General features: G+C 62.5%; 25 protein-coding genes. 12 read left to right on the top strand and 13 right to left on the bottom strand.

Annotated elements, in window-relative coordinates; translation table 11 throughout:
- Positions 1-90: 90 nt before the first annotated feature.
- Entirely contained in the window at positions 91-1,650 is a 1,560-nt protein-coding gene (locus GKKCFE_RS12380; RefSeq protein WP_445577916.1) for a GMC family oxidoreductase, read from the bottom strand.
- A 369-nt stretch (positions 1,651-2,019) separates the two neighbouring features.
- Positions 2,020-2,781, bottom strand: a complete 762-nt coding sequence (locus tag GKKCFE_RS12375; RefSeq protein WP_047225817.1) for an alpha/beta hydrolase — start codon at positions 2,779-2,781, stop codon at positions 2,020-2,022.
- A 310-nt stretch (positions 2,782-3,091) separates the two neighbouring features.
- Here GKKCFE_RS12375 and nosR point away from each other — a divergent pair, with 310 nt between their 5' ends.
- The 6 genes from nosR to GKKCFE_RS12345 are packed head-to-tail and all read left to right on the top strand — an operon-like array spanning position 3,092 to position 10,861.
- Positions 3,092-5,242, top strand: coding sequence for a transcriptional regulator NosR (gene nosR, locus GKKCFE_RS12370; RefSeq protein ID WP_445578036.1), 2,151 nt, complete (start codon positions 3,092-3,094; stop codon positions 5,240-5,242).
- Positions 5,243-5,295: 53 nt separating this feature from the next.
- A complete protein-coding gene (gene nosZ, locus GKKCFE_RS12365; RefSeq protein WP_047225819.1) occupies positions 5,296-7,215 on the top strand; it encodes a TAT-dependent nitrous-oxide reductase in 1,920 nt (639 codons plus the stop codon).
- A gap of 26 nt (positions 7,216-7,241) precedes the next feature.
- On the top strand, positions 7,242-8,561 hold the full coding sequence (locus GKKCFE_RS12360) for a nitrous oxide reductase family maturation protein NosD (protein WP_445577915.1): 1,320 nt from the start codon (positions 7,242-7,244) through the stop codon (positions 8,559-8,561).
- Complete coding sequence (locus GKKCFE_RS12355) at positions 8,558-9,475, top strand: ABC transporter ATP-binding protein (protein ID WP_445577914.1); 918 nt, start codon at positions 8,558-8,560, stop codon at positions 9,473-9,475. Before GKKCFE_RS12360 ends, GKKCFE_RS12355 begins: the two co-directional genes overlap by 4 nt.
- Positions 9,472-10,302, top strand: coding sequence for an ABC transporter permease (locus GKKCFE_RS12350; RefSeq protein WP_445577913.1), 831 nt, complete (start codon positions 9,472-9,474; stop codon positions 10,300-10,302). The genes GKKCFE_RS12355 and GKKCFE_RS12350 overlap by 4 nt, the downstream gene beginning before the upstream one ends.
- A gap of 31 nt (positions 10,303-10,333) precedes the next feature.
- Positions 10,334-10,861 carry a nitrous oxide reductase accessory protein NosL gene (locus GKKCFE_RS12345; protein WP_445577912.1) on the top strand — a complete coding sequence of 176 codons (528 nt, stop codon included), beginning with the start codon at positions 10,334-10,336 and terminating at the stop codon, positions 10,859-10,861.
- Between the two features lie 50 nt (positions 10,862-10,911).
- Here GKKCFE_RS12345 and GKKCFE_RS12340 read toward each other — a convergent pair whose 3' ends face one another.
- From GKKCFE_RS12340 to GKKCFE_RS12290, 11 genes are all read right to left on the bottom strand, one after another.
- Positions 10,912-12,405, bottom strand: a complete 1,494-nt coding sequence (locus GKKCFE_RS12340; RefSeq protein WP_445577911.1) for a cytochrome D1 domain-containing protein — start codon at positions 12,403-12,405, stop codon at positions 10,912-10,914.
- The gene (cobA, locus tag GKKCFE_RS12335) at positions 12,402-13,232 is read right to left on the bottom strand and encodes a uroporphyrinogen-III C-methyltransferase (RefSeq protein WP_305465914.1); all 831 of its coding nucleotides are present in this window, start codon (positions 13,230-13,232) and stop codon (positions 12,402-12,404) included. Before cobA ends, GKKCFE_RS12340 begins: the two co-directional genes overlap by 4 nt.
- A gap of 37 nt (positions 13,233-13,269) precedes the next feature.
- On the bottom strand, positions 13,270-14,466 hold the full coding sequence (gene nirJ, locus GKKCFE_RS12330) for a heme d1 biosynthesis radical SAM protein NirJ (protein WP_445577910.1): 1,197 nt from the start codon (positions 14,464-14,466) through the stop codon (positions 13,270-13,272).
- A 23-nt stretch (positions 14,467-14,489) separates the two neighbouring features.
- Entirely contained in the window at positions 14,490-15,092 is a 603-nt protein-coding gene (gene ahbB, locus GKKCFE_RS12325; protein ID WP_445577909.1) for a siroheme decarboxylase subunit beta, read from the bottom strand.
- Entirely contained in the window at positions 15,067-15,510 is a 444-nt protein-coding gene (locus GKKCFE_RS12320; protein WP_047225827.1) for an Lrp/AsnC family transcriptional regulator, read from the bottom strand. The genes ahbB (GKKCFE_RS12325) and GKKCFE_RS12320 overlap by 26 nt, the downstream gene beginning before the upstream one ends.
- Positions 15,503-16,015 (bottom strand): siroheme decarboxylase subunit beta, encoded by a 513-nt coding sequence (gene ahbB / locus GKKCFE_RS12315; protein WP_076384496.1) that lies wholly within the window; start codon positions 16,013-16,015, stop codon positions 15,503-15,505. Before ahbB (GKKCFE_RS12315) ends, GKKCFE_RS12320 begins: the two co-directional genes overlap by 8 nt.
- Positions 16,012-16,470, bottom strand: coding sequence for an Lrp/AsnC family transcriptional regulator (locus GKKCFE_RS12310; RefSeq protein WP_076384498.1), 459 nt, complete (start codon positions 16,468-16,470; stop codon positions 16,012-16,014). The genes ahbB (GKKCFE_RS12315) and GKKCFE_RS12310 overlap by 4 nt, the downstream gene beginning before the upstream one ends.
- Positions 16,471-16,472: 2 nt before the next feature.
- On the bottom strand, positions 16,473-17,651 hold the full coding sequence (locus tag GKKCFE_RS12305) for a cytochrome D1 domain-containing protein (protein ID WP_445577908.1): 1,179 nt from the start codon (positions 17,649-17,651) through the stop codon (positions 16,473-16,475).
- Positions 17,648-17,977 carry a c-type cytochrome gene (locus GKKCFE_RS12300; RefSeq protein ID WP_047225831.1) on the bottom strand — a complete coding sequence of 110 codons (330 nt, stop codon included), beginning with the start codon at positions 17,975-17,977 and terminating at the stop codon, positions 17,648-17,650. The genes GKKCFE_RS12305 and GKKCFE_RS12300 overlap by 4 nt, the downstream gene beginning before the upstream one ends.
- 119 nt (positions 17,978-18,096) lie before the next feature.
- Positions 18,097-18,408, bottom strand: coding sequence for a c-type cytochrome (locus GKKCFE_RS12295; RefSeq protein ID WP_047225832.1), 312 nt, complete (start codon positions 18,406-18,408; stop codon positions 18,097-18,099).
- Between the two features lie 24 nt (positions 18,409-18,432).
- Positions 18,433-20,112 (bottom strand): cytochrome D1 domain-containing protein, encoded by a 1,680-nt coding sequence (locus GKKCFE_RS12290; protein WP_445577907.1) that lies wholly within the window; start codon positions 20,110-20,112, stop codon positions 18,433-18,435.
- 198 nt (positions 20,113-20,310) lie between these two features.
- On the opposite strand from GKKCFE_RS12290, the gene GKKCFE_RS12285 reads away from it, so the two are divergent.
- From GKKCFE_RS12285 to GKKCFE_RS12260, 6 genes are all read left to right on the top strand, one after another.
- Positions 20,311-21,114 carry a CbbQ/NirQ/NorQ/GpvN family protein gene (locus tag GKKCFE_RS12285; protein WP_445577906.1) on the top strand — a complete coding sequence of 268 codons (804 nt, stop codon included), beginning with the start codon at positions 20,311-20,313 and terminating at the stop codon, positions 21,112-21,114.
- On the top strand, positions 21,098-21,685 hold the full coding sequence (locus GKKCFE_RS12280) for a cytochrome c oxidase subunit 3 family protein (RefSeq protein ID WP_076384506.1): 588 nt from the start codon (positions 21,098-21,100) through the stop codon (positions 21,683-21,685). The genes GKKCFE_RS12285 and GKKCFE_RS12280 overlap by 17 nt, the downstream gene beginning before the upstream one ends.
- A 12-nt stretch (positions 21,686-21,697) precedes the next feature.
- Complete coding sequence (locus tag GKKCFE_RS12275) at positions 21,698-21,943, top strand: cytochrome C oxidase subunit IV family protein (protein WP_047225836.1); 246 nt, start codon at positions 21,698-21,700, stop codon at positions 21,941-21,943.
- Between the two features lie 277 nt (positions 21,944-22,220).
- Entirely contained in the window at positions 22,221-22,661 is a 441-nt protein-coding gene (locus tag GKKCFE_RS12270; protein WP_047225837.1) for a c-type cytochrome, read from the top strand.
- Positions 22,662-22,664: 3 nt separating this feature from the next.
- Positions 22,665-24,092, top strand: coding sequence for a cbb3-type cytochrome c oxidase subunit I (locus tag GKKCFE_RS12265; RefSeq protein ID WP_047225838.1), 1,428 nt, complete (start codon positions 22,665-22,667; stop codon positions 24,090-24,092).
- A gap of 161 nt (positions 24,093-24,253) precedes the next feature.
- Positions 24,254-26,092, top strand: coding sequence for a nitric oxide reductase activation protein NorD (locus GKKCFE_RS12260; protein WP_445577905.1), 1,839 nt, complete (start codon positions 24,254-24,256; stop codon positions 26,090-26,092).
- The last annotated feature ends 1 nt before the right edge of the window (position 26,093 follow it).

Here is a 26,093-nt window from a genome sequence, read left to right as displayed (position 1 = left end):
TAATTCAACAAGGCCCGGTTCTCCCGCAGGGTTCGGCGCAGCCCTCGGCGAGTGGCCGGCTCGAACACAGTCACCGGCGCCTGCTGACGCTCAAAGCTCGTAAGCGGACCGTATAGCCTCAACGGCCCGCTCGCCGATCACGACGCACGGGGCCATCGTATTGCCGCTCGTGATATGCGGCATGATGGAGGCATCGGCAATGCGCAGGCCCTGGACGCCGTAGACGCGCAGTTGACTATCGACCACGGACATCGCGTCCTGGCCCATTTTTGCCGTACCGCATTGGTGCCAGTAAGTAACGGCAGCGTTGCGAGCGTAATGTTCGAGCGATTGGGTGTTGAGTTTTCCAGGCAGGCTTTCACGTTTGACCAAGCCCTTGAAGGGCGCCTGCGCGCCCAGCTCCTGGACAAATCGGATGTTTTCCAGCGCGTTGCGCCGATCGGTGGGATGCGACAGCGTGTTGGGTTCAATGATGGGGGCATCAGTCACATTCGGGCCGCTGAGCTTGACCCGGCCGCGACTTTCCGGATGGGCAAGGCCTGCGAACATAGTCCAGCCATGTGCGGGAACGCCGAGTGAGGCGTTCTCTGCGCTGGGCACTGGAAATTCAACTTGGCAGTGGAACATATCGGGGAGATGCAAAGCGCTTTCGCTGCTCCAGTAGAGCGTCGCCTCCGAGCCGCCGTAACCCACCGGTTGTGGAGCCGCGTATTCGAAAATAACGGCAAAGGACACGTGGTCCTGATGATTGGCGCCAACGCCGGGGAGATGCTGGACGAACGGAATACCATGGCGCTGCAGTTCCTCCTCCGGCCCCACGCCTGATTGCATCAGGACCTTGGGCGTGTTGACCGCCCCCAACGAAAGAATGACTTCGTGATCGGCGTAAAAGCACTCGATCTGCCCATCTTTTATGGTTTCTACGCCGATGGCGCGTTGGTCCCTGAAGAGCACGCGACTGACAAGCGTATCAGTCAGGACCGTGAGGTTGGGCTGACCACAGCGTGGAGCGACGTAGGCGCGGTAAATGGAATTACGCCGGCCGTCCTTGACGATGAGGTCGTTCAAGGCTGCACCTCCGCGGCCTTCCATCATGGCGCCGTTCGGGTTCTCGAAAGCCGGTATACCCATGCCGGCAGCCGCACTGATCATGGCGTTGGCAATCGGTTGAGCGTCTCGCACAGGCGCGACATGAACCGGTCCGCCCTTGCCGCGACGCACCGGATCGTAGGTGCCCTGATAGTCTTCCACGCGTTGATAAATTTTCAGGACCGACGCGTAGTTCCACGCCGGGTTGCCACTGAGTGCGGCGAAGTCTTCCCAGTCGTTTTTATGGCCGCGGGCCCACAGCATGACATTGACGCTGGACCCGCCCCCCAAGCCGCGGCCCATATTCAATGGGATTTTCCGGTCGTTGAGATGAGGGTTCGCGGCGCCCACGAAGTTCCAGTCGCGCTCGGTGCCCAGGTTCAGCGGCCAGTTCCCCGGTTCCAGCACGTGGGGGTGGTCATCGCTGCCTCCCGCCTCGATGAGCAACACTTCCACCTCGGGATTCTCGGCCAGTCGTCCGGCCACGACGGAGCCGGCGGTTCCCGCGCCACAGACGATGAAATCGAAATGGTGTTTATTCCGCGCGCAATTCATAGGCATGAGCGAGGTTCCTTGGTCGGGGTGGTATCGCTCGCCAGGTTCAAGCGTAGATCGAGGTGCAAAATCATTGCTGGGGAGAACATGCGGTGAATCTCGCTAGGGTATTGATAGGGGAAGCCGGGCACGATGACGGGTCCATCGACTGCCGTTTTGTTTGCTGGGCAATGAGTGACTGCAGGGGGGCAAAAGGTACCAACGGATGTTTGCCGTCGGCTGGGTAGCAGGAGGCGAAGCTCAATCTCGCCAGATGTGACGACCGTTGCGAGGGAAGTGCGTTGCGTCCGAGCTTCCGCCAACTTGTCCTGAGACCGGTGGCAATCCATCCTGACGCAGCACTTCCCTCGATCCCGGCGCAGAAGAGGCCTGAAATTATTGGCTCTTCTGAACAGCCTGGATGATGACTTTTGCAACATCTGCCGGGCGTGACTGTTGCGGCACGTGGCTGGCGTCGATTTCGGTGACCTTGGCACCGATCTTCTTGGCGAAAGCTCGCTGCAGATCAGGCTGGATCATCCGGTCTTCCTTGGCCACGACGTACCAGGATGGCTTGCCTTTCCAGGCGGCGGCGCTGGTTTTGTCATCGAATGCCGAGGCGCGGATCGGCCCTTGCGTCGCGGCCATTACCGCGGTTTGCTCTGCGGAAAGATCCTGGGCAAAACCGGTGGCCATGCCCTCGGCGGTCATGTACAAGAAACCGTTTTTGTCGGCGGCGATGTCTTTCACGCCGGACGGGGCAGGGTAGTCCTTGCCCAGGTCTTTACTGGCTTGACCGGCATCCGGAGCGAACGCGGCGACGTACACCAGGCTGCGTACTTTCTTGTCGGTGCCAGCCTCGCTGATGACGGTACCGCCCCAGGAGTGGCCGACCAATACGACATCGTTCTCCTGGTTGTTCAGCACACGCTGCGTGGCGGCGACATCGTCAGCCAGCGAGGTCAGCGGGTTTTGTACCACGGTGACCTTGATGCCTTCCGCCTGCAGCAGCGGGACGACCTTGCCCCAATCGGATCCGTCGGCGAAAGCGCCATGGACGATGACTACAGAAGGTTGCTGCGCCGCGGCATGGACCGCGCCGCCGAACAATGAACAGGTCATGGCGAGTGTGAGGGCAAGGGCCTTGGGTTTGAACATGATGCGATCTCCTGTGTGGGGTGAGCGCAGTTTCAGCAATACTCGGCGGCTGAGGTATCGGTCATTTATCCGAGGCGGTGAATAATGTTCAATCGAATGCCCGGAGGAAACGACATGTCGGCAGGTGGCGCGGCTGCGCGGGGACCGGTGGCTCACTTGGACCAGCCGCCTGATTGCGTCGAGCCCGGCACTCTGAGGAGTTCATGTCCTCAACTTGATTTCAATCAAGGGCCGCGCAGGGGAGTGGGTCCTACCATGATGGCCAAGATCCTGTCCTTAAGCCCTGGCGTCCATGACCCCTCCCTTTGTGATGCTGCACCCATCCCGCTTCTGGCTCCATGGGATGTTCGTTCTCCTGCTGTTGATCGCAAGCCTCGCCCAGGCCAAGGACTACGGTGATATCCAGCAACAGCGCATCCACCAGGTCCTGAGCCCGGTCGATTCGATCTCCGAGCCCGACGGCCCCTTCAAGGTTCGCAAACTGTCCGCTGCCGGCAAGGTCGTCGGCTATGTGTTCCAGAGCTTGGATGTGGTGGACATTCCCGCTTATTCAGGCAAGCCCATCAACGTCCAGGTGATCCTCGATCCGGCCGGTGTGATCCTCGATGCTTTTGTGCTTGAGCACCACGAACCGATCCTGCTGATCGGCATTGCCGAAGAAAAACTCCACGCGTTCAGTGCCCGCTACAGCGGCATCAAGGTCAATCAACGGGTGGTGGTGGGGCATTCCAGCGACCCGAACGCGGTGACGGTGGATGCAATTGCCGGCGCCACCGTGACGGCGATGGTGGTCAATGAAGTGATCATGCGCGCTGCTCACGATGTCGCGGTTTCCCTGGAGCTGGTCAAGGGGGACGCGGGGTTGGCGGTGGCGCCGGCACGCGTGCGCGATGACCTCTACGAACCCGCCGACTGGAAAACCTTGACCGGCAACGGCGCGGTGCGTCGCCTGCACCTGACGCGCGGCCAGGCCGATGCTTCCTTCAAGGGGACCGAGGCCGAGGGTGTTGAAGCCGCCAGCGCCGAGCAAGCAGACGACACCTTCATCGACCTGTATGTCACCCACCTGAACCCGCCCACCATCGGTCGCAACCTGCTGGGCGAGGCGCAATACCGCACGTTGATGGCCGAACTCAAACCCGGCGAGCAGGCCATCGCCGTGATGGGCAGCGGTCGCTATTCCTTCAAGGGCTCGGGGTATGTGCGCGGCGGCATTTTCGATCGGGTACAGGTGCGTCAGTTCGGCGACGCCATCAGCTTTCGCGACCTGGACTTCCAGCGTCTGGACGACGTGGCGCCGACGGACATGCCGGAGTTCGACGAAATGGCGATTTTCATCGTCCGCGCCTCCCACCGTTTCGACCCGGGTTCGCCCTGGAGCCTGGAGCTGCTGGTGCGTCGTCAGACCGGACCTGTCAGTGGCATCTTCAGCAGCTTTGAACTGGCTTATCAATTGCCCGAGCCCTATCTGGAAAGGCCATTGCCAACGGCTGAGCAACTGGCAGCGGCCGAAGAAGCCAGCCGACCGATGTGGTTGACCCTCTGGTACCAGAAAAGCCTCGAGATCAGCGTACTGGGCGTGGCCCTGGTGGTGCTCACGGCGATCCTGTTCCTGCAGGATGCGCTGGCCCGGCGCCCGAAGCTGTTGCACTGGCTGCGTCGCGGCTACCTGATGTTCACCGTGGTGTTTCTCGGTGGTTATGCATTGGCCCAGCTGTCGGTGGTCAATGTGCTGACCTTCGTTCATGCCCTGTTCGAAGGCTTTCGCTGGGAACTGTTCCTCACTGATCCGCTGATTTTCATCCTTTGGGTGTTCACCGCCGCCAGCATTCTGTTGTGGGGGCGCGGGGTGTTCTGCGGATGGCTGTGTCCGTTCGGTGCGTTGCAAGAGTTGCTCAACGAGCTGGCGCGCAAGTTGAAAGTGCCGCAGTACGAGCTGCCGTTCGCCGTCCACGAGCGACTCTGGGCAATCAAATACATCATTTTGCTGGTGCTGTTCGGCGTCTCGCTGGAGTCGATGTCCAGCGCCGAACGGTTGGCCGAAGTGGAGCCCTTCAAGACCGCCATCACTCTCAGGTTCGACCGTCAGTGGTGGTTCGTGGCGTATGCGCTGGGTCTGCTGGTGGTCAACCTGTTCACCCGCAAAGTCTATTGCCGCTACATCTGCCCGTTGGGGGCCGCCCTGGCGATGCCGACCCGGCTGCGGCTGTTCGACTGGCTCAAGCGCCGCAAGGAATGTGGCAACCCCTGCCAGCTGTGCGCCAAGGAATGCGAGATCCAGGCGATTCACCCCGATGGCCGGATCAACGCCAACGAATGTCACTACTGCCTCGATTGCCAGATGACCTGGCACAACGAAAACAAATGCCCGCCACTGATCAACAAGCGCAAAAAGCGCAGCAAGGCGAGCGCGACCGAGACGCAACTGATTCCCGTGGTGCAGGTGACCCCGGCGCCTTAAGACACCCGAATGTCCTGTCCCTTGACCCTTTCATTCTTCATGGAGCACACAGCATGAGCGATAAAAAAACCGAAACCAGCGGCGCGGTCGAAGAACCCAGGGGCGTCAGCCGTCGAGGATTTCTAGGGACCAGTGCGGTGACCGGCGCCGTACTGGCCGGCGCCACGGCGCTGGGCGGCGCGGTGTTCACCCGTGAGTCCTGGGCTGCGGCGGCCAAGGAAGCCAAGTCCAAAGTCCACGTCGGCCCCGGCGAGCTGGACGACTATTACGGTTTCTGGAGCGGTGGCCATCAGGGCGAGGTGAGGGTGTTGGGCGTACCGTCCATGCGCGAGCTGATGCGTATCCCGGTGTTCAACGTCGACTCGGCCACCGGTTGGGGGCTGACCAACGAAAGCAAGCGCATCCTGGGTGACAGCGCCAAGTACCAGAACGGCGACTGCCATCACCCACACATCTCCATGACCGATGGCAAATACGACGGCAAATACCTGTTCATCAACGATAAGGCCAATTCCCGGGTCGCGCGCATTCGCCTGGATATCATGAAGTGCGACAAGATTCTCACCGTGCCCAACGTCCAGGCGATCCATGGCCTGCGCCTGCAAAAGGTGCCGTACACCAAGTACGTGTTCGCCAACGCCGAATTCGTCATCCCGCACCCCAATGACGGTCGCACGTTCGACCTGCAAGACAAGAACAGCTACACGATGTTCAACGCCATCGACGCCGAAAAAATGGAAATGGCCTTCCAGGTGATCGTCGACGGCAACCTGGACAACTCCGACGCCGACTACACCGGCAAGTACGCCGCTAGCACCTGCTACAACTCCGAGAAGGCCTACGACCTGGGCGGCATGATGCGCAACGAGCGTGACTGGGTGGTGGTATTCAACATCCCGCGCATCGAAGCGGCGATCAAGGCCGGCAAGTTCATCACTCTGGACGGCTCCAAGGTGCCGGTGGTCGATGGTCGTAAAACCGATGGCAAGGACAGCGCGTTCACCCGCTACATCCCGGTGCCGAAGAATCCCCACGGGCTCAATACCTCGTCCGACGGCAAATACTTCATCGCCAACGGCAAGCTGTCGCCCACCGTCTCGATGATCGCCATCGACCGGCTGGATGATCTATTCGACGACCGCTACAAAGACCCGCGCGAGGTGATCGTCGCTGAGCCGGAACTGGGCCTGGGGCCGTTGCATACCACCTTCGACGGGCGCGGCAATGCCTACACCACCTTGTTCATCGACAGTCAGGTGGTGAAGTGGAACATGGACGAGGCCATCCGTGCCTACAAGGGCGAGAAGGTCAACTACATCAAGCAAAAGCTCGATGTGCAGTACCAACCCGGCCACAACCACGCGTCCCTGACCGAAACCAGCGAGGCGGACGGCAAATGGCTGGTGGTCTTGTGCAAGTTCTCCAAGGATCGCTTCCTGCCCACCGGTCCGCTGCACCCGGAAAACGACCAGTTGATCGACATTTCCGGCGAAGAGATGAAGCTGGTACACGATGGCCCGGCCTTTGCCGAACCCCATGACTGCATCCTCGCCCGGCGTGACCAGATCAAGACCCAGAAGATCTGGAGCCGCACCGATCCGTTCTTCGCCGAAACCGTGGCCTTGGCCAAGAAGGATGGCATCAACCTGGAGACCGACAACAAGGTCATCCGTGACGGTAACAAGGTGCGGGTCTACATGACTTCGATGGCGCCGGCCTATGGCCTGACGGAGTTCACCGTCAAGCAAGGCAACGAGGTGACGGTGACGATCACCAACATCGACCAGATCGAAGACGTCTCCCACGGCTTTGTCATGACCAACCACGGCGTGAGCATGGAGATCAGTCCGCAACAGACCTCGTCCATCACCTTCATCGCCGACAAGGCCGGGTTGCATTGGTACTACTGCAGCTGGTTCTGCCACGCCCTGCACATGGAAATGGTCGGGCGCATGCTGGTTGAAAAGGCCTGAGCAGGTTCAACGAGGAGACGGGTTCAATGACCGGTAACCAGCAACAGCCTGCGGGCTACGCTCGCGCACCGGTCATTGCCCTGGTGCTCCTGCTACTGTCGGGCGGCGCGCTTGCCGCGCCGCAGCCGATCACCGACTTGCCATTGCAGGCCGACGGTGAACGGCAATGGCGCCTGCCTGCGGGGCAATACCGCGGCTCGTTCAGCATCGACCAACCCATGACCCTCACGTGCACGCCGGATGCGGTATTCCAGGGGCAGGGTGAGGGCAATGGGTTGATCATTCGCGCCCCGAACGTCCAGGTCCAGGGCTGTACCTTCCTGGACTGGGGCCACGACCTCACGGCCATGAATGCCGCGGTGTTCATCCAGCCTGTCGCCCAGGGGGCGGTGGTCCGTGCCAACCGCATGCAGGGCCAGGGTTTCGGTATCTGGGTCGATGGCGCGCGGGATGTCAGCCTGATCGACAACCGCATCCAGGGCGATCCCGGGCTGCGCTCCCAGGACCGGGGGAACGGCATTCACTTGTACGCGGTACACGGTGCCCGGGTTATCGGCAACCACGTACGCGAAACTCGCGACGGCATCTATATCGACACCTCCAACGGCAACCTGCTCGAGGGCAACATCCTCGAGGACCTGCGCTACGGCGTGCATTACATGTTCGCCAACGATAACCGTCTGTTGGGCAACATCACCCGGCGCACCCGCACCGGTTATGCCTTGATGCAAAGCCGTCAACTGACGGTCATCGGCAACCGCTCTGAACAGGACCAGAACTACGGGATCCTGATGAACTACATCACCTATTCCACCTTGCGCGACAACGTGGTCACCGATGTTCGCGACGGGTCCACCGGCGACACCATGATCACCGGCGCCGAGGGCAAGGCCCTGTTCATTTACAACTCATTGTTCAACCGCATCGAAGGCAATCATTTCGAGCGCAGCGCGGTGGGCATCCACCTGACCGCCGGTTCGGAGGACAACCGCATCGCCGGCAACGTGTTCGCCGGCAACCAGCGCCAGGTCAAATACGTGGCCACGCGGTTGCAGGAGTGGTCGGTGGACGGGCGCGGCAATTACTGGAGTGATTACCTGGGTTGGGATCGCAACGGCGACGGACTGGGGGACGTGGCCTATGAACCCAACGACAACGTCGATCGCCTGCTGTGGCTGTACCCCCAGGTACGGCTGTTGATGAACAGTCCGGGTATCGAGCTGCTGCGCTGGGTCCAGCGGGCGTTCCCGGTCATGAAATCCCCCGGGGTGATGGACAGCCATCCATTGATGCACGCGCCGCTCCAGCCCCCGCCACGCAACAGTGCTCAGGAGGACGCGTCTTGAACGTCGTCGAGATCGAAGGCGTCAGTCAGCGCTACGGCAATGCCGCTGTGCTGCGCGGGCTGAACCTGAACCTGGCCCAGGGCGAAGTGCTCGGCCTGTTTGGGCACAACGGTGCGGGCAAGACCACGACCATGAAACTGATACTCGGTCTGCTGCGCGCCAGTGAGGGTCAGGTGCGGGTATTTGGCCGCGAGCCGAGTGATCCGGGCGTGCGCAGAATGCTCGGTTACCTGCCGGAGAACGTGATGTTCTATCCGCAGTTGAGCGGGCTGGAAACCTTGCGCCATTTCGCCCGCCTCAAGGGCGCGGCGCCAGACCAGGTCGAGCGCTTGCTGGAGGAGGTCGGGTTGGCGCAAGCGGCCCGGCGGCGTGTGCGCACGTACTCCAAGGGCATGCGCCAACGCCTGGGGCTGGCCCAGGCCTTGCTCGGCCAGCCGCGGCTGCTGTTGCTGGACGAACCCACCGTCGGCCTGGACCCCATCGCCACCCAGGACCTCTATCAACTGCTCGATCGGCTGCGCTGGCAGGGCACCAGCATCATTCTTTGTTCGCACGTCTTGCCTGGCGTGGAAGTTCACATCAACCGCGCCGCGATTCTCACCCAAGGTCGTCTGTTGGCCCTGGGCAGCCTGGACCGGTTGCGCGAGGACGCGGGGCTGCCGACGCTGATCCGCGCCTCGGGCCTGTCGCGGGCCGATTGGCTTCGCCAGCATTGGCGCAGCGAAGGACACCTCACCCAAGGGTGGGGCGCGCAAGGGCTGCAGGTGTCCGCGCCGGATGGCAGCAAACTCAAGTTGCTGCGCCAGTTACTGGCCCAGGATGACCCGACGGATGTCGAGATCAAACCGCCGTCCCTGGAAGATTTGTACCGTCATTACATGGTTCGCGCGGCGACCGAGGAGGCCGGCTCATGAACCCGATCTGGAACATGGCCCGCAAGGAATTCAGTGACGGCTTGCGCAACCGCTGGTTGTTGGCGATCAGTCTGTTGTTCGCCGTGCTGGCCATCGGCATCGCCTGGCTTGGCGCGGCGGCGTCCGGCCAGTTGGGGTTTACCTCGGTGCCGGCAACGGTGGCGAGCCTGGCCAGCCTGGCAACGTTCCTGATGCCGTTGATCGCCTTGTTGCTGGCCTATGACGCGATCGTCGGCGAGGACGAGAGCGGCACCTTGCTGCTGTTGCTGACGTATCCGTTGGGGCGCGGGCAGTTGCTGCTGGGCAAGTTTGTCGGTCACGGCCTGATCCTGGCGCTGGCGACCCTGATCGGCTTTGGTTGCGCGATGTTCGCCATAGCCCTGCTGGTGAACGATATCGAGCTGAGCCTGCTGCTCTGGGCCTTTGGCCGCTTCATCGTCTCCAGCACGCTGTTGGGTTGGGTTTTTTTGGGGCTGGCCTATGTGCTGAGCAGCCTGTCGGCGGAGAAATCCACCGCCGCCGGGCTGGCGCTGGGGGTGTGGTTTTTCTTCGTGCTGGTGTTTGACCTGGCGTTGCTGGCACTGCTGGTGCTGAGCGAGGGCAGGTTCAGTCCGGACCTGCTGCCGTGGCTGTTGCTGTTCAACCCCACCGATGTGTATCGGCTGATCAACCTGTCGGGGTTCGACGCCGGTTCCAGCGGCGCGGCAGTGCTGACCTTGGGCAGCGACCTGCCGGTGCCCGGGCCTTGGCTCTGGCTGTGCCTGTGGTTGTGGATGGCTGTGCCGTTGTGGCTGGCCTATCGATTGTTCAACCGTCGGTGTCCGTGATTTCTGATCTTGATAGAGGGAGCATGTAACGATGAACAGGGTGTATTCGAGGACGGGCCGAGTCCTGGCCGGAGTGTTGGTGTGCCTGGTGCTGGTGGCATGCGGCAAGCCTGAGTCGACACCGGCCTCAAAGGCGGCGCTGGCGTTCCATCCCAGTGACGAGTGCCATGTCTGCGGCATGGTTATCACGGATTTTCCCGGACCCAAGGGCGCCGCAGCGACCGCCAGCGGCGTGAAGAAGTTCTGCTCGCCGGCCGAGATGCTCGGTTGGTGGTTGCAGCCGGAGAACCATCGGGCTGACGTCCAGTTGTACGTCCACGACATGGGGCGCAGCCACTGGAACACCCCGGATGATGAGCACCTGATCGATGCCCGGACCGCCTATTTCGTCGTCGGCTCCAAGCTCAAGGGCGCCATGGGCGTCGTCCTGGCCACGTTCGCCGACGCCCAGGCGGCGGAAAAACTCGCCCGCGAGACCGGCGGCCGGGTGCTGCGTCTGCAAGACATCGATCAGAAGCTGCTGGGACAGGCCACCGCTATGTCGCCGATGAATCATTGAACAAGCAACCTGCTCCCGCTGAGGTGAGCAGGTTTGCCCTGATCGCCCGTTCAGTGAGACGTACCTTCGGCAAATTCGATCTTGTTGCCCACGTTGTATTTGCCCGACGGTTTGTTCATGGGCAGGCGTTTGATTTCCTTGAGGGTGTGGCTGTCGTAGACGATCAGCGCGCCGTCGGTGTCCCAGATGCTCAACAGCAGGTAGCGGCCGTCGTGGGTAAATTCGACGTGGGCGGCGGTTTTGCCGGGCATGGGGCGCAAGGTGTGGGCGATTTCCAGGGTCTGTTTGTCGATCAGGTGGATGGCATCGTTGCCGGCGGCGAAGAACACGTCAGTCCAGGCATAGCGGGAGTTGGCATGGCTGCGCAGGAAGAAACCCGGCCCGAGGGTAGGGATCTGCCTGATGACTTTCCAGGTGTTGATGTCGATCACCGACACCAGTCCTTTGCTGATGTTGGGGGTCGCGAACACCCAGCGGCCATCGCGCTTCCAATAGGTGCCCGAGCCCAGGTGCGGCATGCCCGGCAGGCTGATGTCGCTGACCACCTGGCCACTGTCGAGGTCGATCACCTGTCCACCCTGGGCCTTGCGCGAGGTGGCGAGCAACTGGCGATAGTCGGGTGAGAAGGAAAAGTCATCCAGATGATCCTGGACCTCGATGCGCCTGGGCACGAAGTCCGGGTTCGGACCGGTGGGCAGTTCCCAAACCTCGTTCACATCCTTCAGTGCGACGATGAAGCTGTTGCGCGGCGCAGCGGTGTAGACCGCGCTGACCCGCGAAGCCTGGCCATCACTGCCCAGCGTCGTGATCGTCTTGACCAGGGACAAGTCCCGGGCATCCAGCACCGCCAGGTTGCCGGGCAGCGAGTTGCCCACCAGCACCCAGCGACCGTCCCTGCTCACCGCCAGGTTACGAGTATTGAGCCCGGCCCGAACTTCGGCGATCAGCTTGAGGTTGTGCAGGTCATACAGACTGATCCAGCCGTCGCGCGACGCCAGGTAGACAAAACGCCCGTCCGGGGAAAACTTCGGTCCGCCATGCACTGCAAAGTGCGAGGCGAAGCGCGCGAGCACCTCGAACCGATCCCCGTCGACCACCGCGACGTGATGATTGCCGGCTTCCACCACCACGAACAGGTTCAGCGGGTCGGCCCGGTGTTGCGGCTGGTCGGGCAATGTGGCGACGTCCACCAGCACCCGATGACTTTGGCGAATATCCTCTTCATTCCAGTTGGGCGCGACGCTGGGCGGACGCTGGAGATAAAGCGCCAGGGCGTCGATTTGTGCAGGCTCCAGCAGCGCACCGAAGGCCGCCATCTGACTGGCGGGGCGGCCATTTTCGATCACCTGGCGAATTTCGCCGGGCTTGATCCGGCCCAGGCTCTGGGGCAGTAACGCCGGCCCGGCGCCGCCGATGCGGTTTACGCCGTGGCATTGTTGGCAGAGCTGCTGGTAATTGCGCTCGGCCTGTTCCAGGTCGGCGCCGGTGGTAACGGCGCCATGGCTCGTACCGATCCACAGCATCGCAAGCCCGATGCGCTTCATAGCGCCACCTTCAAAGCCTGGGGGATGGGATGAACGCGCGCCGGATGCTGCATCGGCTGCTGGGCAAACAAGCCGACCACCTTACCGATCACCGTCAATGTCGGCAGCCCTTCAACGCAATCTCGTGCCATGGCCGGCAGTTGTTGCAGGGTGCCACGTAGCACCTGCTGGTCGGGACGAGTGCCGTTGCTGATCAATGCCGCCGGAGTCTCGGCGGCCAGGCCTGCGGCCATCAACCGTGCGGCAATGCTGCCCAGGTTCGACAAGCCCATGTAGAACACCAGGGTCTGGCTGTCATCCGCCAGGCTTTGCCACGGCAGGTTCAAATCGCCTTCGCGCTGCAAGTGGCCGGTGATGAAACGGCAGGAATTGACCAGGTCACGATGGGTCAGCGGAATGCCGGCGTAGGCGCTGCAACCGGATGCGGCAGTGATACCGGGCACCACCTGACAATCGATACCACGGGCCAGCAAGTATTCCAGCTCTTCGGCACCGCGACCGAAGATGAACGGGTCGCCGCCCTTGAGCCGGACCACCCGCTGGCCCTGATCTGCGAGGTCGGCCAGCAATTGGTTGATCTGGGCCTGGGGCAGACTGTGGCAGCCGGCGGCCTTGCCGACGTAATGCCGGGCGCACGTCAGCGGGATCAAACCCAGCAGTTGCGCACTGATCAGGCGGTCGTAGACCACCGCGTCGGCCTGCATCAACAGGCTCCAGGCGCGTAACGTCAGCAAACCAGGGTCACCGGGACCGGCGCCGACCAGCGCGACTTCCCCCGGTCTGAAGGACGATTGCAGGGCAGCGGGCAGAACGATAGAGGCAGACATGGGACTTCCTTGGTTCATCATCAGGTTCGCCGTCGGGTTATCGGGCGCAGGGCAGTGCAACGCTGGGAATCAAAGCGCTGGGAAGCGTGTGCAAGCCGATTTCGTCATCGCTGAGGTGGCAGCCGGGGTCCTGGCCCCACAGGTCGCCGTCGGCCCAGGCGCGCGTGCGGGTGTTGCCGTTGCAGATGGCCAGCCAACGACACTGTCCGCAGCGGCCACCCACGGTGCGCGGATGCTCGCGCAGTTTTTGCAGCAGAGCGTCGGGACGTTCCAGCCAGAGTGTGCGAAAGGGCGTCCGGCGCACGTTACCCACCGAGTGCTGCCACCAGTAAGTGTCGGGGTGTACCTCACCGGTGTTGTCGATATTGGCAATGCCGCTGCCCGAGGCGTTACCGCCCCAAGCCTTGAGCATGCGTTCCAGTTCGGCGTAGTGATGGGGCAGGCGTGAGGCTACCCATTGCAGCAACAGCACCGCATCGGCGTCGTTGTTGCCGCTGACGAAGTCCGTGTCGCGTCCGTGCAGGATGTCGCTCCAGGCCCGCTCGAAGATCAGGAGCATGGCCTCGCGGCTCATCTGTTGCCGGGCGTCGAGCTGGCGACTGCGCTTGCCGCGACCGCTGTAGTTGAGGTGCGACAGGTAGAATTTCTGCACGTCGTATTCGGTCATCAGATCCAGCAGTTGCGGTAGCTGGGTGTGGTTCTGCTGGGTCAGGGTGGTGCGCAATCCGACCCGAATCCCGCGTTCGCGACACAACCTGATGGCCGCCATGGAACTGGCGAAACTGCCTTTGAGCTGGCGGAAGGTGTCGTGCGTCGCTTCCAGGCCATCGATGCTGATGCCCACGTAATCGAAGTTCGCCGCCTCGATCTGCTCGATGTTGCTCGGGTCGATCAGCGTACCGTTGGTGGAAAGCGCCAGGAAGAATCCCTTGCGCCGGGCATAGGCACTGAGCTGGAACAGATCCTCGCGCAGCAGCGGCTCGCCACCGGACAGGATCAAGACCCGTACGCCCGCGTCATGCAAATCGTCGATGACCTTGAGCGCCGCGGCCGTGTCCAGCTCATCGCGAAACACGCTGTCGGCCGAGGTGGCGTAGCAGTGTTTGCAAGTCAGGTTGCAGCGCCTGAGCAGATTCCAGATCACCACCGGCGCTCGTGTACTGCCCGGTGGTGCAACACGCGGCGCGGGACATTGACCGGCCAGGGCACGCAGGTAATGGCTGATCCTCAACATAAGTCACTCCCTCCTTGTGGGGGCTAGGTTTGCCCGCCCTGAAGCCGATACGGTCCCTCAGAAACCGACGCGGCTGTTTCGCGAGCAAGCTTTGCTCCCACCGGCGACAGGCGCAGGCCGGTTTTTTTCAGGATGCGGCTGCTCACCAGCATGTCGTCGGCGCTACAGGCCTCACCCAGCAGATAGCGCAGGTGCTCGCGGTAGCTGTCGATTTCCTCGCGGCTGCGGCCATGGACCATGGCAAACAGGTTGTAGCGCCAACCGGCCCGGCGCGGGCGGCGGTAGCAGTGGCTGACAAAAGGCTGTGCACCCAGCAGCGCGCCCAGGCGCGGCACATCGGCGTCGGCGACATCCCAGACAGTCATGCCGTTGTGGCGATAACCCAGGCGATAGTGATTGGGCACCGCGGCGATGCGGCGGATCGCGCCTTCGGCCTGCAAACGCTTGAGCAGGTCGAGGGTCGATTCCACGCTCAGCCCCAGTTGCTCGGCCAGCCAGGCCCAGGGATCTTCGAGCAAGGGCAGGCCGTCCTGGGTCAGCTCCACCAGCCGCAGGGCCAGTGGCGTTTCATCCAGGCAAGGCAGTGTCTGCGGCAACGGCTCAGACCGGGAAATACAGGCCGACATGGTAGGTCTCCTCCTTGGGCAGGTTCAGCGGCTCCAGGCCGGTCAGGCGTTCGATACGCAACAAGGTGTCGCTGATCGCCTGTTCACTGGGGCAGGCAAGCACGAACCACATGTTCCAGGCGTGCTCGCGACGGTAGTTGTGGGCCACTTCGGGCATGGCCGCGAGCAGCTCGGCGATGGTGTCGAAACGCGGTTCGGGCACCGCCAGCGCCGCCAGGGTGAACGCGCCGCCCAGGCGGTCGATGTCGAACATCGGGCCGAAGCGGGTAAGCACGCCGTCGTTGAGCAACTCGTGCAGCCGGTCGAGCAGTTCGGTACTGCTGCTGTCCAGTTCATCGGCCAAGGCTTGCCAGGGCTGGCGTACCAGCGGCAAACCCAGTTGCAGGCGATTGATCAGGCGTCGGTCCAGGTCATCCATCGATCGCCACTCCGGCCGGTGTTGCGTAGCGTCCGCCACACTGCTTGAACAGGTGGGTGCTGAACAGCAACTGGTGCGGCAGATCACTCAACCAGTGCTCCTCCAACAGTGCCTGGACCTGGGCCTCGACACGGTCGCGCTGGCGACCGTGGATCATGCAGAACAGGTTGTATTGCCACTGGGGCAAGCGTCGTGGTCGTTGATAGCAAAGGCTGATGCCCGGCGCCTGGCCAAGGCGGCGACCGACTTCATCGACCAATGCATCTGGCACGTCCAGCACCAGCATGGCGTTGGCGGCAAAGCCCAATGCGCGGTGATTGACCACCAGGCCGACGCGGCGGAACAAGCCCTGTTCCTGCCAGTGCCGCACCTGGTCAAGAACCTGTTGTTCGCTGGCGTCGATCTGCTCGGCCAGGGCCTGGAAGGGCCGAGATGTCAGGGGCAGACCGGTCTCCAGCAGACGGCGCAGTTGCAGTGACTGGTGGTCACTCAGGGTCGTGTTCATGGGGTAACCTCCAGGGCAAAGCCCAGGTCGATGCGGTAAGCGGTCAGCATGGGTAGGTCCAGCGGCGTGAGGCCGGTGTCGTTTTCCAGTTCCTGGAGAATGTTGTCCAGGTGGGCACGATCAGGCCCGGTCAGCACAAACCAGAGGTTGTAGCGATGTTCGCGGGCGTAGTTGTGATTGACTTCCGGGTACTGACTGACGCGCGCTGCGACCTGGTGCAATCGGTCCACGGGCACCGCCAGGGCGGCAAGGGTGCTGGCCCCGGCTCGGCTGTGTTCGAACACCGGGCCGACCCGTGACAGGGTGCCCGCCAGTTGCAGGTGCTGCAGACAATCGAGCACCTGGGCTTCGCTGCAACCCAGGGCATCGGCCATTGCCCGATAGGGTTCGGCGCACAACGGCAGGCCATGCTGGAACTGATCGATCAGGCGGCGGGCGAGTGGGCTTGGTGTCATGGTCAGTACCCCGGTTTGTGCGCACGGCTGCTGAAGAAGATGCCGCTGGGGCTCAGGGCAGGCAGGCTGCTCAGGCGTTCGAGCCGATACGGATCCCAGACCTGCACCTCACCGCCATCGCGAGCGGACAGCCACAACTGGTCGCCCCGAGCGGTGAATTCCATGTGCAGCACCCCAGGCCCTGGTCGCAGGTCGGCAATGATGGCGTGAGTCTGGGTATCGATGACTTGCACCCGGTCGTTGTCCGGGTAGGCGAAGTTGACCCACAGCTGTCGGCCATCGGGACGCGCAGTGACAAACACCGGTTGGCCGGCCACGGCGATGGCGTCGACCGGTTGCCAGGTGCGGGCGTCCAGCACCAGCACCTGATGATGGCCAACGGCGGGCACAAAGGCTTGTTGATCGGCCAGGGCCCAGCCTTCCAGGTGGGGCATCTTGTATACCGGGAGCCGCGCCTCGCCGCGCCCGTACTGGTCCAGCACCCGTTTCACGCCGCGCTCCGGGTGCCAGAGGTCAAGTTGCGCCATGCCGTCCTCACCAAACAGTCCGGCCATGTAATAACGCCCGTCCGGCGTAATCAGTGCGTCATAGGGTTGCCGACCGATGGCGGTGAAGCGTTCGATGCGTGGTGTCTGGCCCTGGCTGAAGTCGGCGGTCCAGATTTCGCCGGTGTCGAACAGGCTGAATACGAAGCGCTGCCCCGGCGCGTCCACCAGGCCGACCACCCGCGAACGTTTTTGGCCGTCGGGCAATGGTGTGGCTGGAATGTCCGCGACCGGTTCCAGTGTCTGCGCGTCGAATACCTTGACGCCGCCGGGCTCGTAGTTGGAGACGGCGATCAGCTTGCCGTCCTGGCTGATCGCGCCGCCGATGCTGTTGCCGCCCTGAATGATGCGACGGTCGATGCGTGCGCTCAGCAAGTCGACCTTGCTTAAGCCGCCATCGCGGCCAAATACATAGGCATAACGCTGGTCGCGGGAAAACACCACCGAGGCGTGCGACAAATCCCCCAGCCCTTCGACGCGGGCGAGGGCGGTGCGGGTGGCACTTTCGATGATTTGCAGGCTGCCGGTGGCGCGCTCCACCACCACGCCCAAGTCGCCGGTGCCGCGCAGCGGTGGCTGGGCACAAGCCGAGAGCAACAGCACGCAGGCGGTGAGAGACAGCAGAGATCGGATCATGGGGCGGGAGTTCCTTGAAGGAGCCGGTCCACCAACCAGCGAATATCGTCGGGACCGAGCAATGGCTCCCAACCGGGCATGGCGCTGCCGGGCCGTCCCTGGGTGACGGTGGCGATGAGGCTGTCGCGGTTTTTTCCGGCCAGGGCATCACGGGTCAGAGGTGGGCCGAGGCCTCCGGTCAGGTGCAGGCCGTGGCAGGCGCCGCAGTCCTGGACCAGCAGGTGTTGCAGTTGGGCCTGGCGCTGGTGGTCGGGAGCGGCCAGCACCGGGGTACAGAAGACGAAGAGGAGGGTGGTCATCCGGGTTGCATAGCGGTGTCGGTCCATGACGTACTCCTGTTTGAGAAATAAAGCCGAGCGCGGCCCCTGTGATGGGAGATTTATGTGGGAGCAAGCCTTGCTCCCACATAAATCCCCTCGCCACAGGGAGATGCTCTTGATCAACGTTACTTAAGGGTCAAGACCCACGCCGCGAGGATCTTGGCTTCTTCATCGGTCACCGGATTGGCCGGCATCGGCATTGGTCCCCAGTTTCCTTGCGTACCTTCCTTGATGTGCTTGGCCAACAGCTCTTGTGCTCCGGCGACGCCGGCATTTTTTGCCGCCACCTCCTTGAGCGCCGGCCCTACCAACTTGGTGTCAATGGAGTGGCAGGCGCCACAGGGTTTGCTCTTGAACAGTGTCGGGCCGTCCTGGGCCAGTGCCGGTTGCAGGCTGAATGCGGCACTCAAGGTCAGGGCAAGCAGAATAGGCTTCATGGTTTTTCCTCTTATTGATGGGGCTCAATAGATGTCGTGTTGGGTGTTGTAAACGTTGAATTTTCCGGTAGGGGTGATGAGGCGTTTGTCCTTGATCACGCTCTTGAGCTTGAGGGTCTTGTCATCGATCACCACCAGCGCCGACTCGTCTTCCTGACCGCTCCAGACCGAGAACCAGACTTCATCGCCGGCCTTGTTGTATTCCGGTTGCACCACGCGCATCGCACCTTTCTTGATACCGGCGTACTCGGCAATCGGCAGCACGGTGTAGCCGGCGTCGAGTTTGTCGATATCGAACACCGCCACTGATTGGCTGAGCTTGGTGTCGGGGCTCAGGGTGGTGTCGACGTACAGGTGACGGGACTTGGGATGGGTCTTGATGAACAGCGAACCGCCACCCTGACCTTGGAGCGAGCCCACCTGTTTCCAGGCATATTGCGGATGCTTGACCGGGTCGGTGCCGATCAGTGAGACGCCGGCATCACCCAGGTGGCTGGTAGCCCAGACCGGGCCGTAGAGCGGATGGTTGAAGTTGGCGCCGCGTCCCGGGTGCGGGGTTTTACCGACATCCACCAGGGCGGTGAGCTTGCGCTCCTTGGAGTCGATGACTGCCACCTGGTTGGAGTTGTTCGCCGCCGTCATGAAATAGCGATGGCTGCTGTCCCAGCCACCGTCATGCAGGAACGGTGCGGCGTCGATGCTGGTGATGGTGAGGTTCTTGATGTCCTGGTAGTTGACCAGCATCACCTTGCCGGTTTCCTTGACGTTGACGATGAACTCCGGCCACTCATGTGACGCGATGATCGCCGCCACCCGCGGCTCGGGGTGATATTGCTGGGTATCGACGGTCATGCCGCGCGTCGAGACGATCTGTCTGGGCTCCAGGGTCTCGCCGTCCATGATGGTGAACTGCGGCGGCCAATACGAGCCGGCAATGGTGTACTTGTCTTCGTAGCCCTTGAACTTGGAGGTTTCCACCGAGCGGGCCTCGATCCCGACTTTGATCTCGGCCACCTTGGTCGGCTCTTGCGGCCACAGGTCGATCATATCGATCTTGGCGTCCCGGCCGATCACCAGCAGGTAACGCCCGGACGCCGAGATACGCGAAATGTGCACCGCGTAACCGGTGTCGATCAGCTTGACGATCTTTTTGCTGTCGCCGTCGACCAGGGCAATCTTGCCGTCATCGCGCAGGGTGACTGAAAACAGGTTCTGCAGGTTGAGTGAATTGAGTTGCCGGGTGGGCCGGTCTTCAGGTTTGACCAGCACCTTCCAGGTCTTGAGGGTTTCGGCCATGCCCCATTCCGGTGGGGTAGGCGGGGTGTGCTGGATGAACTTGGCCATCACCGTGATCTGGTCTTTGGTCAGGGCGTTGGAGGTGCCCCAGTTGGGCATGCCGGCGGCTGAGCCGTAGGTAATCAGTGCCTCCAGGTAGGCTTGGCCGCGGCTCTGGGTGATGTCGGGTGTCAGCGGTTTACCGGTGGCGCCCTTGCGCAGCACACCATGGCAGCCGGCGCAGCGCTGGAAGTAGATTTGCTTGGCCGCGTCGAAGTCGGCCTGGCTCAGGTCCGGCGCGCCTTCGGTCTTGACCATGCGGGCGTCTTGCGGCGCAGCGGGTGGGTTGGCGAAGGCATTGAGTGCAGCCAGCGCCGTACACAGCGCCCCGACCCCCATGACCCACGATTTTTTGTGGCTGATCAGCATTCCATTTCTCCTCAGGCATGACCCGCGCGGCCCTGCAATTGACGTTCGGCGCGCAGATTCTTGGTGCGCTGCAAGGCTATGCCCAGGCCGGTGGTTACCCGCTTGACGGCGATCAAGTTTGCCGGCCACAGCCCTTGCCAGGTTGTCGCAGGGGCCCGTAGCGTGGCTGGCAATCGTGTTATCTGATCAGGTCATGCCATGAACGCTATCCACACCCTTGAACACCCGGCCGAACCTTTCTACCAACCCCAGGACAACGAGCTGGCGTTATTCGAACAGGCCTGGCGGCACGGCATGCCGGTGCTGGTCAAAGGCCCCACCGGTTGCGGCAAGACCCGTTTTGTCCAGCACATGGCTCACCGTCTGAAATTGCCGCTGTACACCGTGGCCTGCCACGATGACCTGAGCGCAGCCGACTTGGTGGGTCGTCACCTGATCGGCGCCCAGGGCACCTGGTGGCAGGATGGGCCTCTGACCCGAGCGGTGCGCGAGGGGGGCATCTGTTATCTGGACGAGGTGGTGGAAGCACGCCAGGACACCGCAGTGGTGTTGCACCCCTTGGCCGATGATCGCCGGCAGCTGTATCTGGAACGCACCGGTGAGGTTCTCCAGGCACCGCCGGCGTTCATGCTGGTGGTGTCGTACAACCCCGGTTACCAGAATTTGCTCAAGGGCATGAAACCCAGCACCCGCCAGCGTTTCGTGGCGATGCGCTTTGGCTATCCTACGGTTGCCGATGAAGAGCGCATCGTTGCCCGCGAGGCCGGGGTGGATATGGCTCTGGCGGCCCAGGTGGTGCGGTTGGGGCAGGCGCTGCGTCGGCTCGATCAGCATGATCTGGAGGAGGTGGCCTCCACGCGTCTGCTGATTTTCGCCGCGCGCATGATCGGAGCCGGCATGGACCCGCGCCAAGCCTGTCTGGCCTGTCTGGCCGAGCCGTTGAGCGACGATCCGCAAACCGTTGCCGCATTGATGGATGTGGTCGATGTCCACTTCGGCTGAAGCCGCTGCGCTGTCCACCCGGCGATTGCCAGGGGATCTGGCAATGTGGTTTTTCATCCTCGCCGAACTGACGGTGTTTGCCTTGCTGATCCTGGCATTCGCCGTCGCCCAGGCATTGAACCCGCCGTTGTTCAGCGAAGGCCGGCAGTTGCTGGATCGCTCCACCGGCCTGGCGATGACCCTCAGCCTGCTGAGCGCCGGGTTGTTCGCAGCCTTGGCCCAGGAGCAAGTCCGACAGGACCGGCCACGCCAGGCGGCGCTGCTGTTGTGGCTGGCCTTGTTGGTTGCCGGCGGCTACGTGGCGCTCAAGCTCATCGAGTACGCCCACTTGTTGGCCAACGGTCTCGGCCTGGAGCACAACACCTTCTTCACCTTGTACTGGATCCTCACGGCGTTTCACTTTCTCCATGTGTTGCTGGGCATGGTGATCCTTGCCTGGCTGGCCGAGGGTTGCCGGCGGCGGCGTTACGGGGCGCAGCAGTGCAGCGGGCTGGAATCCGGCGTGCTGTATTGGCACATGGTGGACCTGGTCTGGGTGTTGCTGTTTCCGGTTGTCTACATTCTCGGTTGAGCGGAGGTGCTCATGTCGGTTTCCCGTGTCTTGATCGTCTGCTGGATGACACTGGCCGTGCTGAGCATCGGCACCGTTGCCCTGGGCCAGGTCGCTGCCACCGGGCTGGTGTCCATCGCCATCCTCGCGGTGGCGGTGACCAAGGCCTGGTTGATCGCCGACGGCTTCATGGAGCTGCGCCATGCGCCGCGATTGTGGCGCTGGCTGGTGTTGAGCTGGGCGGCGCTGCTCGCGATTGTGATTTCGTTCGCGCTCTGAATCCCGACGTACTCCCTGTGGCGAGGGAGCTTGCTCCCGCTGGGCTGCGCAGCAGCCCCTACAGCAACAACTCAATCCATCTGACACTCCGCGTCAGCAGGTTTTAGGGTCGCTTCGCAACCCAGCGGGAGCAAGCTCCCTCGCCACAACAGCTCACCTGGCTTCCTGGCTGTGCTGGAACAACCCACTAAAACCATCGGAGATTCTTGATCGCCATCAAGCGGGTTCTGGACCCTCGCTTCCTAGAATGGACACGCCAAGCAATGAGGAAGTGACCATGTCAGATACCTTTACCAAAGGCATGGCCAGGAATATTTATTTCGGGGGAAGCGTGTTCTTTTTCCTGATATTCCTGGCCCTGACCTACCACTCGGAACAGACCTTTCCAGAGCGCAGCAACCAGGCGCAATTGAGCGAATCGGTGATACGCGGCAAGGGCGTCTGGGAGCGCAACAACTGCATCGGCTGCCATACGCTGCTGGGCGAGGGCGCGTATTTCGCGCCGGAGCTGGGCAATGTGGTCAACCGGCGCGGTGGCGAGGAAGCCTTCACGCCGTTCCTGCAGGCCTGGATGAAAATGCAGCCGCTGAACGTTCCCGGCCGTCGCGCCATGCCGCAGTTCAACCTCAGCGAACAGGAAGTCGACGACATCGCCGAGTTCCTCAAGTGGAGTTCGAAAATCAATACCAATGGCTGGCCGCCAAACAAGGAGGGCTGAGAGATGAGCATGGCTAATCCGCATCTGAAATTCGCCTCGCAGGCCGTCGCCAAACCTTACTTCGTGTTTGCCCTGATGCTGTTCCTGGGGCAGGTGCTGTTCGGTTTGATCATGGGGCTGCAATACGTGGTCGGCGACTTCCTGTTCCCGCTGATTCCCTTCAACGTGGCCCGCATGGTCCACACCAACCTGCTGATCGTCTGGCTGCTGTTTGGCTTCATGGGCGCGGCGTACTACCTGATACCCGAGGAAGCCGATCGGGAGCTGCACAGTCCGAAGCTGGCGATCGTGCTGTTCTGGGTGTTCGCCGCCGCCGGGGTACTGACGATCCTGGGCTACCTCTCGGTGCCCTATGCCACGCTGGCGAAAGTTACCGGCAACGATTTGCTGCCGACCATGGGCCGTGAGTTCCTGGAGCAACCGACGATCACCAAGATGGGCATCGTGGTGGTCTGCCTGGGTTTCCTCTACAACATCGGCATGACCATGCTCAAGGGCCGCAAGACCACGGTCAGCATGGTGATGATGACCGGCCTGATCGGCCTGGCGGTGTTCTTCCTGTTCTCCTTCTACAACCCGGAAAACCTCGTCCGCGACAAGTATTACTGGTGGTGGGTGGTGCATCTTTGGGTTGAAGGCGTCTGGGAACTGATCATGGGTTCGATGCTCGCCTTTGTGCTGATCAAGGTCACTGGCGTGGACCGCGAAGTGGTCGAGAAGTGGCTCTACGTGATCATCGCCATGGCCCTGATTACCGGGATCATCGGCACCGGTCACCACTTCTTCTGGATCGGCGCACCCGAGGTCTGGTTGTGGGTCGGATCGATCTTCTCCGCGCTGGAACCGCTGCCGTTCCTGGCGATGGTGATCTTCGCCTTCAGCATGGTGAAGAACCGTCGCCGGCAACACCCCAACCGCGCCGCCACCTTGTGGGCCAAAGGCACCACGGTCACCGCGTTCTTCGGCGCCGGCGTCTGGGGGTTCCTGCACACCTTGGCACCGGTGAACTTCTACACCCACGGTTCGCAACTGACTGCGGCCCACGGTCACCTGGCTTTCTACGGTGCCTACGCGATGATCGTCATGACGCTGATCAGCTACGCCATGCCGCGTCTGCGCGGGTTGGGTGAAGCGGCGGATGAACGTTCGCAGCGCCTGGAGATCTGGGGCTTCTGGCTGATGACGCTGTCGATGGTGATGATCACCTTGTTCCTCACCGCCGCCGGTGTCGTCCAGGTGTGGCTGCAACGCTGGATGGCGGACGGCAGTGCCTTGCCGTTCATGGCGACGATGGACCATTTGAAGCCGCTGTTCTGGGCGCGTCTGGTCAGCGGCGTCGGGTTCCTGGCTGGTTTGCTCTGCTACCTGTTCAGCTTCCGCCAACGTGGCCGCGCCGCTTTGCGCGCACCGGCGGCGGTGGTGCCGTCTTGAAAGGCCACCACTGAAGCCGTGGCGAGGGAGCTTGCTCCCGCTGGGCTGCGCAGCAGACCCTTTTTGATGGGCGCTTCGCACCCAAGCGGGAGCAAGCTCCCTCGCCACAAAAGCGATGCGAGCCAGTCCCTCCACCGCAACGCGTCGATAGGAGAATAACCATGGCATTCACCCTTGAACTGGAAGAGTGGGTCGGCAGCGTCTGGCACCGTTTCATCACCCGACGAGCCAGTGTGGATTTTCCCGAAGCGCGGGTGGAGTTGATCCCCCGGCAACGCGCTCTGCATGTACTGTTGCGCGCCACCGGTGGTGCTTCTCACCTGGGTGTGGAGGCCGTCAGCGACCGCGACCTGCTGCTGCGCCGCAACCTGTTGCAGCAGATCGCCGGCACCTGCAAGCAAGTGCCATTGGCCTGGTGCGATGGCGACAACCTGCGTTTGCCGGCGAGCCTGGCGGCGTTTCCCGATGCCGGGTTGAACGAAGAACTGTACCGCTGGCTGGCGTTGCTGGCCGCGCAAGCGGGGCCGATGAAACATTGGGGACGGGACAACCAACGCTGGACCCAGGCACTGCTGGGGCGTTACCCGGCGCTGCGTGGCCGATATCGGCGGCTGGTGGATGCGCATCTGTCGTTGCGTCCCGACCCACAATCATTGCCCCCGGCCGAGGCGGCCCTGGAGCGCGCGCTGTGTCAGGCCTTGCGCGAACCGGGCAGCGTCGAGCATTTTCCGCGCACTGAGCGGGCCGCCTGGCCGCTGCCGCTGTGGCTGTATCCGCCCCAGCATCTGGGCAATCCCCAGGCGGCCAACCTCGAGGAGTCCGAGCAATACCTGGCGACGCCGCCGGGTGAGCAGCAGGGCGGTCGCAAGCGCGCCGAGCGCATCGACGACACCACCCGGGACGGTGGGTTGCTGATCGTGCGCCTGGAGAACCTGTTCAGTTGGACCGAACACGTGGACCTGGATCGCTGGGCGGACGACAGCGAAGACCCGGACGCGGCGCGAGTCGCTGAGGACCTGGACCAATTGACCCTGTCGCGCACCCGCTTGCGCAAGGGCGGCGGTTTGAAGTTGCACCTGGACTTGCCGCCGGCCGATGTGGATGACATTCCCCTGGGCGCGGGCATCCTGTTGCCGGAATGGGACTACCGCAAGCAACGCCTCCAGGACGATTTCGTCAGTGTGCAGACTTTCATTCCTCGGGACTGCGAACCTCAGCCGCTGCCGAACCGCCTGCGCGCCTCGGCCCAGCGTTTGCGACGCCAGTTCGAGCACCTGCGCAACGATCGACAATGGCTGCGCCAGCAAACCCAGGGTTCGGAGCTGGACCTGCAGGCCTGGTTGGACTTCCACGTCGAGCGTCAGCACGGCCAATGCAGCGAACGCGGCTTGTTCATGGAACAACGCCAGACCCGCCGCGACCTGGCTTGCCTGCTGTTGGCCGATCTGTCGATGTCCACCGATGCCCACCTCAACGACGAACACCGGGTGATCGACGTGATCCGCGACAGCTTGCTGCTGTTCGGTGAAACCCTGTCGGTGCTGGGGGATGATTTTGCCTTGTACGGGTTCTCTTCACTGCGCCGACAACAGGTGCGGATGCACGAGATCAAGGCGTTCAACCAAGGCTATGACGACCACACCCGCGGTCGGATCCAGGGCCTCAGGCCCGGTTACTACACGCGCATGGGCGCCGCCATTCGCCAGGCCACCCAACGGCTGGAAGGGTGCAAGCGGCGACGCAAGTTGTTGTTGCTGGTGAGCGATGGCAAACCCAACGATCTGGATCTCTATGAAGGGCGCTATGGCGTGGAGGACACCCGCCAGGCGGTGCTGGAGGCTCGGCGCCAGGGGCTGACGCCGTTTTGCATCACCATCGATCGTGAAGCCGGGGATTACCTGCCGTACATGTTCGGCGCCAACGGCTACACCTTGATCCGTCAGCCGGAGCAACTGCCGCTGCGTTTGCCGCAGTTGTACCGGCAGTTGACTCAGGATTGAG

Source organism: Pseudomonas sp. E141, from assembly GCF_052659885.1.
Note: the sequence above shows the minus strand (reverse complement) of the source record. Positions and strands in the feature narration are given on the sequence as shown.